Origin of the sequence: Rhodococcus sp. ENV425 (genome assembly GCF_002887785.1) — a bacterium.
In the GTDB taxonomy this organism is placed as follows: domain Bacteria; phylum Actinomycetota; class Actinomycetes; order Mycobacteriales; family Mycobacteriaceae; genus Rhodococcus; species Rhodococcus aetherivorans.
In genome coordinates this window covers 64,840-73,692 of record NZ_PCZU01000158.1, presented here as the reverse complement: position 1 = coordinate 73,692, position 8,853 = coordinate 64,840, and the positions used below count along the sequence as shown (strand labels likewise).

The 8,853-nt window shown below is 71.7% G+C and carries 9 protein-coding genes; all 9 read left to right on the top strand.

What is annotated here, in order from left to right; genetic code table 11:
• Positions 1-654: amidase family protein (locus tag CQZ88_RS13320; RefSeq protein WP_219727515.1), on the top strand; the 654-nt coding region annotated here is incomplete at its 5' end.
• Entirely contained in the window at positions 647-2,137 is a 1,491-nt protein-coding gene (locus CQZ88_RS13315) for an MFS transporter (protein ID WP_102799867.1), read from the top strand. The genes CQZ88_RS13320 and CQZ88_RS13315, both read left to right, overlap by 8 nt.
• On the top strand, positions 2,134-2,772 hold the full coding sequence (locus CQZ88_RS13310; protein WP_064066746.1) for an isochorismatase family protein: 639 nt from the start codon (positions 2,134-2,136) through the stop codon (positions 2,770-2,772). Before CQZ88_RS13315 ends, CQZ88_RS13310 begins: the two co-directional genes overlap by 4 nt.
• A 227-nt stretch (positions 2,773-2,999) precedes the next feature.
• Complete coding sequence (locus CQZ88_RS13305) at positions 3,000-4,178, top strand: sugar ABC transporter substrate-binding protein (protein WP_102799866.1); 1,179 nt, start codon at positions 3,000-3,002, stop codon at positions 4,176-4,178.
• Positions 4,165-5,703, top strand: a complete 1,539-nt coding sequence (locus CQZ88_RS13300) for a sugar ABC transporter ATP-binding protein (RefSeq protein ID WP_102799865.1) — start codon at positions 4,165-4,167, stop codon at positions 5,701-5,703. Before CQZ88_RS13305 ends, CQZ88_RS13300 begins: the two co-directional genes overlap by 14 nt.
• A complete protein-coding gene (locus CQZ88_RS13295) occupies positions 5,703-6,734 on the top strand; it encodes an ABC transporter permease (protein ID WP_102799864.1) in 1,032 nt (343 codons plus the stop codon). Before CQZ88_RS13300 ends, CQZ88_RS13295 begins: the two co-directional genes overlap by 1 nt.
• Positions 6,735-6,758: 24 nt before the next feature.
• A complete protein-coding gene (locus CQZ88_RS13290) occupies positions 6,759-7,262 on the top strand; it encodes an NADPH-dependent FMN reductase (protein ID WP_048772970.1) in 504 nt (167 codons plus the stop codon).
• Positions 7,259-7,744 (top strand): flavin reductase family protein, encoded by a 486-nt coding sequence (locus CQZ88_RS13285; RefSeq protein WP_102799863.1) that lies wholly within the window; start codon positions 7,259-7,261, stop codon positions 7,742-7,744. The genes CQZ88_RS13290 and CQZ88_RS13285 overlap by 4 nt, the downstream gene beginning before the upstream one ends.
• Positions 7,741-8,853, top strand: a 1,113-nt coding sequence (gene ribB, locus CQZ88_RS13280) for a 3,4-dihydroxy-2-butanone-4-phosphate synthase (protein ID WP_258008581.1), incomplete at its 3' end; no start/stop codon positions are given. The genes CQZ88_RS13285 and ribB, both read left to right, overlap by 4 nt.

The window sequence follows — 8,853 nt, the reverse complement described above, 5'->3', positions numbered from 1 at the left end:
TCCGGCGCGCCGTCGCTGGCCGGGGTGCGGCTCGGCGTCCCCACCACGTGGTTCACCGAACTGTGCGACGCGGGCGTGCTGGCCGCGTGGGAGGCGGCGATCGCCGCGCTGCGGGGCCTGGGCGCCGAGGTGGTGCCCGTCGACATCCCCGACGCCCACCGCCTGCACGACGACGTCACCATCGTGCTCACCTGCGAGCTCGCCGCCAACCAGGAGGGCGCGCTGGAGCGGTTCGCGCGGTACGACATCGGCACCCAGGTGCGTATCGCGCGTGGGCTGGTGCCGTCGGCGGTGGACTACCTGCGTTCGCTGCGCCGCCGCGCCGGCGCCCAGCGCGCGACGGTGCAGGCGTTCGACGCCGCCGGGATCGACGCGTTCGTCACCCCGGGCATCGGGGCGACGGCCGCGCGGCTGTCGGACGTCACCGTCGAGATCGACGGCGTGCGCCACCCCATGCAGTCGATAGTCGGCCGCAACACCGGCCTGTTCGACTACCTCGGCCTGCCCGCGGTGATGGCGCCCGCCGGTTTCGTCGACGGCCTGCCCGTCGGCGTGCAGATCGTGGGCCGGCCGTGGGTCGACGACACGTGCCTGCGCCTGACGCAGGCGCTGCAGACCGTCACCGACGTCCACGAGCGTCGCGCCGATGGATAGCGTTGCCGCACAGCATCATCCGCATCCGTGGCGGGTGTTCGCGGCCACCAGTATCGGCGTGGTCGCGGTGTTCCTCAGCATCAGCGGCCTCACCGTCGCGCTGCCCACCGTCACCCGCGAGCTGGGTGCCTCGGCGGCGCAGTCGACGTGGATCCTGTTGGGCTACATGCTCGTCACCACCGCGCTGATCCTCGTCTTCGGCCGGCTCGCCGACATCGTCGGCCGTCGCCCGTTGTATCTGGCGGGGCTGGCGGTGTTCACGGTCGCGACCGGGCTGTGCATGCTCGCGCCGTCCGCCGGGTGGCTGATCGCGGCGCGGGTGCTGCAGGGCGTCGGGGCGGCGGCCGTCGTCACCAACAACACGGCGCTGCTCACCGACACCTTCCCGCCGCACAGCCTGGGCCGTGCCCTCGGCTGGAACGCGACCGTCGCGGCCGTCGCGCAGGTCGTCGGGCCGGTGATCGGCGGTGCAGCAACGGCCGCGTTCGGCTGGCGCGGGCTGTTCGTCGTCGTGCTGCCGGTGGGGGTGCTCGCGATCACGTCGTCGCTGCTGGTGATCCCGCGTGGCACCCGCCGTCGCATCGAGCGTGAGCCGTTCGACCTGGCGGGAGCGGTGCTGTCGACCGCGCTGCTGACCGCCGTCGTGCTGGCGCTGACACCGGGGGTGACGTCGTCGCCGTGGTTGCCGTGGGCGTGCGGCGCCGCGAGCCTGGTGCTCGGCGCGGTATTCGCGGCGGTGCAGATCCGTCGCGCCCACCCGCTGGTGGACCTGACGCTGTTCCGCAACCGCGGCATCGCGCTCGTCCTCGTGGCGGTGCTCGTCAACGCCGTCGCCACCTACGCGGTGACGCTGCTCGTGTCGCTGTACGGGCAGGCGGTGGGCGGGATCTCGGCCGTCGCGGCCGGGTTGCTGGTGATGCCCGTCGCGGTGGGCACCGTCGTCGCGGCCGCCGCCGCGGGCTCGCTGATGCTGCGCTTCACCCCGCGCACGCTGACCGCCACGGGCATGGCGCTCAACGCCGTCGGGCTGCTCGGCGTCACCCTGATGCTCTCGCCGGACGGCGGATCGCTCGGGGCGACGGCGCCGTTCCTGTTCGTCCTCGGCTGCGGCACCGGCCTGTTCATGACCCCGAGCACCAGCGCGCTGATGCTCACCGCGCCTGCGGAACGTCGCGGGATCGCCAACGGGCTGCGCTCGACGCTGCAGAACGTCGGCTACCTGCTCAGCACCGCGCTGGCGCTGGCCGTCGCGACCGTCGGGCTCAGCGCCACCGCGCGGCAGGCCGCGTACGGCGGCACCCTCGGCACGCTCGGCAGCGCCGAGCTGGCGCGGTTCGTCGACAACGTCCGCGCGGTGGGTCTCGCGCTCACCGTCGTCGCCGCCGCGGGCGTCGCCGTGTGCCTGGCCTTCCCGCGACGGAACGCCGCGCCCGCCGCCGTGCGTCCCCTCGAGCCCGTCACGACCCTGAAGGACATCGCATGACCCTCGCCGACCGCACCACCCAGGCGGCCGACTACGCCCGCGCCGGCTTCGGGCAGGAACTTCAGCCCGGCACTCGCCCGGCCCTGATCGTCGTCGACCCGGCCCGCGCCTACATCGACCCGGACTGCCCGCTCTACGCCGGGGTGGAGGAGAACGTCGCGGCGATGCGCACGCTGCTCGCCGACGCCCGCGCCGCCGGCATCCCCGTCGTGATCACCGAGGTGCGGCTGCGCGCCGACGGCGCCGACGCCGGGGTGTTCTTCAAGAAGTCGGGCACGCTCGTCGCGTTCTGCGAGGGCAGCCCGTACGGGGAGCTCATCGACGGCCTCGAGCCGACGTGTGCCGAGCTGCTCGTGACGAAGAAGTACGCGAGCGCGTTCTTCGGGACGTCGCTGAATTCGTACCTGACGTCGCTCGGGGTGGACACTGTCCTCATCGCCGGCCTGTCCACGAGCGGCTGCGTGCGCGCGACGACCCTCGACGCGATGCAGCACGGCTACATTCCCATCGTCGTGGAAGACGCCGTGGGCGACCGGGATCCGGCCATCCACCACTCGAACCTGTTCGACATGCAGCAGAAGATGGCCGAGGTCTGGCCGCTGACCCGCGCCCAGTCCTACCTCGCCCGTGCGTGATTCCGGTAGCTCTGGCTACCAGAAACGCGCACGGGCGGCGAAGCCGCACGGCAGTTAACACGAACGAACCAACGGTGTTGCCGGTCGCAACACGGCACCCGATACATTCGAAGTCATCGACCGCATCGGCCGGCCCCGCAACGACGCGCCCCCGCCTCTCGTCGAATCCCGCCTCTCGTCGAATCCCGCCTCTCGTCGAACCTCCTCTTCCCCCTCCAGGAGAATTCATGCGCACCACCCTTCCCGGCCGGGCCGCGATCGCCGCGCTCACCCTCACGGCCGCCCTCGGTCTCGCCGCATGCAGCAGTTCCGGCTCCGGCGGCGGCGACGTCTCCGACGTCGACGTCGCGGCCGGCATCGAATACGCCCGCGCCCAGCTCGCGAAGTACGCGGCCGACCCGGAGTTCACCCTCGAGGCCGAGCCCTTCCCGATGCGGAACATCGCCGGCAAGACGATCTTCGCGATCCCCACCAACAGCGAGAACCCCTACAACGTCGCCGTCGACGAGGAATCGAAGAAGGTCGCCGAACGCTACGGCGCCACCTGGATCGAATACACCAATCAGGGCCAGCCCGCCCAGTGGGCCACCGGCGTCGAGCAGGCCGTCAACCAGAGGGTCGACTTGATCATCCTCTCCCAGGGCATCGACGCCTCCCTCATCAAGCCGGCCCTCGAAAAGGCCGAGACGGCAAATATTCCCGTGCTGCTCACCCACACCATCCTGCGCGGCGAGTCGCTGCCCGCCGGCCTCGAGGGCCTCGTCGACGCCACCACCGACGCCCCGCTCGCCGAGGCCAACCGCCTCACCGTCGACTGGATGATCGATCAGACCGACGGCGAGGGCAACGCCCTGATCATCACCTCCAACGAGGTCCCGCCCGCCAAGGCCGAGGTCGCGGCGATGGAGGACGAGATCGCGCAGTACTGCCCCCGGTGCGAATACAAGATCGTCAACGTGCCCGTCGCCGAGTGGGCCACCAAGATCCAGTCCGAGGTGCAGTCAGCCCTCTCCGCCGACCCCACCATCAACTTCGTCCTGCCCATCTACGATTCGATGTCGCTCTATGCCCAGTCCGGCATCAAGGCCGCCGGCAAGACCGGCCAGGTCGAGATCTCCTCCGTCAACGGCACCCCCGCCGTGCTGAAGATCCAGCAGGACGACGGCATCGTCACCATGAACGTCGGCGAATCCATCCCGTGGCTCGCCTGGGCCACCATGGACCAGGCCGGCCGCCTGCTCCTGGGCTACGACCCCGTCCCGGACGGTGCCCAGCAGACCCCGCTCAAGCTCATCACCGCCGACAACATCGACGAGACCGGCACCCCGCCGCAGCCCGACAAGGGCTACGGCACCGCCTACGTCACCGGCTACGAGGCCCTGTGGGGGTCCAGTGAGCAGCCCTGACCCCATCGTCAACATCGTCGGCCTGTCCAAGACCTTCGGCAGCCACACCGTCCTGAAGGACGTCGGCCTGACGATCCACGCCGGCGAGGTGCACGGCCTGCTCGGCGAGAACGGCTCCGGCAAGTCCACCCTCATCAAGGTCCTCGCCGGTTTCCACGCCCCCGACCCCGGTGCCGCCCTGCAGGTCCGCGGCCGCGACGTGCCCCTGCCCGTCCCGGCCGGCGGGTTCCGCGAACTCGGCATCAGCTTCGTCCACCAGGACCTCGCGCTCGTGCCCGACCTGTCGGTGGTGGAGAACCTGCGCGTCGGGCCCGTCGTCGCCGGCTCGAGGCCGTGGATCTCGTGGCGGCGCGAGAAGTCGACCGCGCGAGCGCTGTTCGACCGTTTCGGCCTCGACGTCGACCCCGATGCGCCGGTGTCGAGCCTCGGCGAGACCGACCGCGCGCTCGTCGCGATCCTGCGGGCCGTGGAGGAACTCGGCGACCGCCGCCCCCTCCTCGTCCTCGACGAGCCGACCGTCTTCCTCCCCCGCGAGGGCACCGACCTGCTGTTCTCCGTCGTCCGCGAGATCGTCGCCGACAGGAAGGCCGCGGTGCTGTTCGTCTCCCACGACCTCGACGAGGTGCTCGACCACACCGACCGCGTCACCGTCCTGCGCGACGGCGTCTCCCAGGGCACCCACCGCACGCGCGACCTCACCGCCGTCTCGCTCATCGATCTCATCGTCGGCCGCAGCCTCGACTCCGCCGACCCCCGCGTCGCCGGTCCCGTCCGCGACTTCGACGACGCGGCGCCGCTCGCCCGGATCGAGGAACTCGAGACCGCGACCGTCGACGGGATCGGCTTCGACGTGCGGCCCGGCGAGATCGTCGGCCTCACCGGCATCGCCGGCTCCGGCTACGACGATGTGCTGCCCGCCCTGTACGGGGCCCGACCGGCCCGCGGGGGAAGGTTGACGATCGGCCCCGACACCGTTGCGCTACAGACGATCACCCCGATCGACGCGCTCGACCGCAACGTGGTGTACGTGCCGCCGGACCGCAAGGTGGAGGGCAGCGCAACGGAGCTGACCGTCGCCGAGAACGTCACCCTGCCGATCCTCGGCGCGGGCCTGGTCAAACCGGGCGCGCTCAGGGCCGTCGCCGCGTCCCTCGCCGAACGCTGCGACGTGCGGCCCCGCGACCCCCAGGCCGTCTACGGTTCCCTCTCCGGCGGCAACCAGCAGAAGGCCCTGCTCGGCAAGTGGCTCCAGACCAACCCGGCGCTGGTGCTGCTCGCCGAACCCACCCAGGGCGTGGACATCGGTGCTCGCGCCCGCATCTTCGAGATGCTCCGTGAGACGGCGCGCGGGGGAGCGGGCATCGTCGTCGCCAGCTCCGACTACGAGCAGCTGTCGGTGCTGTGCGACCGCGTCCTCGTCTTCTCCCGCGGCCACATCGTCGCCGAACTCACCGGCGACCACCTTTCCAAGCACCACATCTCGGACAGCGTCCTCGGACTGACCCGACAGGAAGTGAAAGCCTGATGTCCGTCACCCTCGACAAGACCACCACTGCGAAAACCCCGGCACCCGTGGCGGGCTCCGCCCGGCCGCGCGTCGCGCTCGGCCCGCTGGTCGAAAAGTACGCGCTCGTGCTGGCCCTCGTCGCCGTCGTGCTCGTCTTCAGCGCGCTGCGCCCCGAGATCTACCCGACCGCGAACAACCTGCAGAACATCCTCGGTTCCCAGGCCGTACTGCTCATCCTCGCCCTCGGACTGATCGTGCCGCTCACCGCCGGCGAGTTCGACCTCTCGGCCGTGTCCACCATGTCGCTCGCCGCGATGACCATCGCGGTGCTCAACGTCCAGCAGGGCTGGTCGCTGCTGCCGGCCATCGCCGTCGCCGTGCTCGTCGCGCTGTTCGTCGGCGTCGTGAACGCCGTGCTCGTCGTCCGGCTGCACATCGACTCGTTCATCGCGACGCTCGGCAGCGGCACCGTCGTCCTCGGCGTGGTGCAGTGGATCTCCGACTCCACCTCGGTCACCGGCATCGACGCCGCGCTCGTCGACGCCACCATCGGCCCCCGCCTGTTCGGGGTGTCGCTGCAGTTCTACTACGCCCTCGCCCTCGTCCTGCTCACCGCGGTGATCTTCCAGTACACGCCGATCGGGCGCCGGCTGCTGTTCGTCGGGCGCGGCCCGCAGGTCGCGCGGCTCAGCGGCCTGCACGTCGACCGCATCCGCGGCGGCGCGCTCGTCACCTCCGCGCTCGTCGCGGCCCTGGCCGGCATCGTCTACGCCGGCATGCTCGGCGGCGCCGACCCGTCGTCCGGCCAGTCGTTCATGCTGCCGGCGTTCGCCGCCGCATTCCTGGGCGCCACCGCGATCGTGCCCGGCCGCTTCAACGCCTTCGGCACCCTCGTCGCGGTGTACTTCCTCGTCGCCGGGGTCGTCGGGCTGCAGATGCTCGGCGTCGCCAGCTTCGTCCAGCAACTGTTCTACGGCGGCGCACTCGTCGTCGCCGTCGCCCTCTCCGGTGCGGTCCGTCGCCGCACCGCCACCCGATCCGCGCGCTGAGCGCCCGACCGAAGGACACCCGCCATGAAGACCACGGTCGTCGCCGGCAACCCCAAGCCCGGCTCCCGCACCCTCGACGCCGCCACCCTCCTGGCCACCGAACTCACCGGCGCCGCACCCGACCACGTCGTCGACGTGATCACCCTCGGACCCGGCCTGCTCGGCTGGGGCGACGACGCCGTCAAGGCGGCGGTGGACACCGTCGCCGCCTCGGACCTCGTGGTCGTCGCCAGCCCCACGTTCAAGGCCACCTACACCGGCATCCTCAAGCTGTTCCTCGACCAGTTCGCCACCGGCGACGGCTTGCGCGACGTCACCGCCGTGCCGCTCATGCTCGGCGCCGGCCCGGCCCACGCCCTGGCCCCGGACCTGCTGCTCAAGCCGGTCCTCGTCGAACTCGGTGCCACCACCCCGGCGCCGGGTCTGTACCTGCTCGACTCCACCTACACCACCGACACGCGGATCGCGGACTACGCCCAGCGCTGGGCTCCGGTCCTGCGGTCCACTCTCCGGACGGAGGCCCGATGACCACCCTGACCCTCGACGGCGCCGCGCTGCGTCGCGCCTTCGCCCACGTCCCGTCCGGGGTCGTCGCGATCTGCGCCGACACCGGCACCGAACGCCTCGGCATGGCCGCGAGCACGTTCGTGCCGGTGTCGTTGGATCCGCCGCTGGTGGCATTCTGCGTGCAGAACACCTCCACCACCTGGCCGAAGCTCGCGGCACGACCGCGACTGGGCATCAGCGTCCTGAACTCCGACGGTGCCGCCCGGGTGCTCGCGGCCAAGGACGGCGACCGGTTCGCCGGCATCGACACCGAAACCCGGGACGGGGGAGCGCTGTTCGTCGCCGGCTGTAGCGTCCGGCTGGACGTGTCGATCGAACAGCAAGTGCCCGCGGGCGACCACGCCATCGTCGTGCTGCGGGTCCACGAACTGCACTGCGACGACTCCGGCACCGAGCCGATCGTGTTCCACCGCAGCGCCTTCCGCCGGCTGGTGGCGTCGTGAACCGGATCGAGGCGGCGCTGGCCGCACTGCGCGCGGGGCGGCCCGTCCTCGTCGCCGACGACGCCGACCGCGAGAACGAGGGCGACGTGATCCTCGCCGCCCACCACGCGAGTCCGGAGTGGATCGCGTGGACCGTGCGGCACACCTCGGGCCTGCTGTGCGCGCCGATGACCGGCGCCCGCGCCGACGCCCTAGACCTGCCGGCGATGGTGACCGACAACCAGGACCCGAAGCAGACCGCGTACACGGTGACTGTCGACGCCGCGCGCGGGGTGAGCACCGGCATCAGTGCCGCCGACCGCGCCACCACGCTGCGGGTGCTCGCCGACCCCACCGCCACCGCCCGCGACCTGATCCGGCCCGGGCACATCCTGCCGCTGCGCGCCCGGCCCGGCGGGGTGCTCGAACGTCCCGGCCACACCGAGGCCGCCGTCGACCTGTGCGCGCTCGCCGGGCTGCCCCAGGTCGGGGTGATCGCCGAACTCGTCGCCGACGACGGGTCCATGATGCGCATGCCCGGCATCGAGGACCTCGGCGCCCGGCACGACCTGCCCGTCCTCACCGTCGCGGAGCTGATCAACTACCGCGCCGCGCACCCGCTGCCCGCAACCGTGGTGCCGGCCGGGCGGGTGATCCGCGCCGACGAGACCGTGATGCCGACCCGGTTCGGCACCTTCCGTGCCGTCGGCTACCTGGACCGGCACACCGGTGCCGAGCACCTGGCGCTGCTCGCCGGCGACCCGGTCGACGGGGCGCTGGTGCGGGTGCATTCGGAGTGCCTGACCGGGGAGTCGTTCGCCTCCCAGCGCTGCGAATGCGGCCCGCAGCTCGACGCCGCCCTCGAGCGTCTCGCCCACGAGGGCGGGGTGCTGGTGTATCTGCGCGGGCACGAGGGCCGTGGCATCGGACTGCTGAAGAAGCTGGCCGCCTACCGGCTGCAGGACGGCGGCCTGGACACCGTGCAGGCCAATCTGGAACTGGACGAACCCGCCGACGGCCGCGAATACGGCGGTGCCGCCGCGATCCTGCACGACCTCGGTGTGCGGTCGGTGCGGCTGCTCACCAACAACCCGGCCAAGATCTCCGGGCTCGAGGACAACGGCATCGTC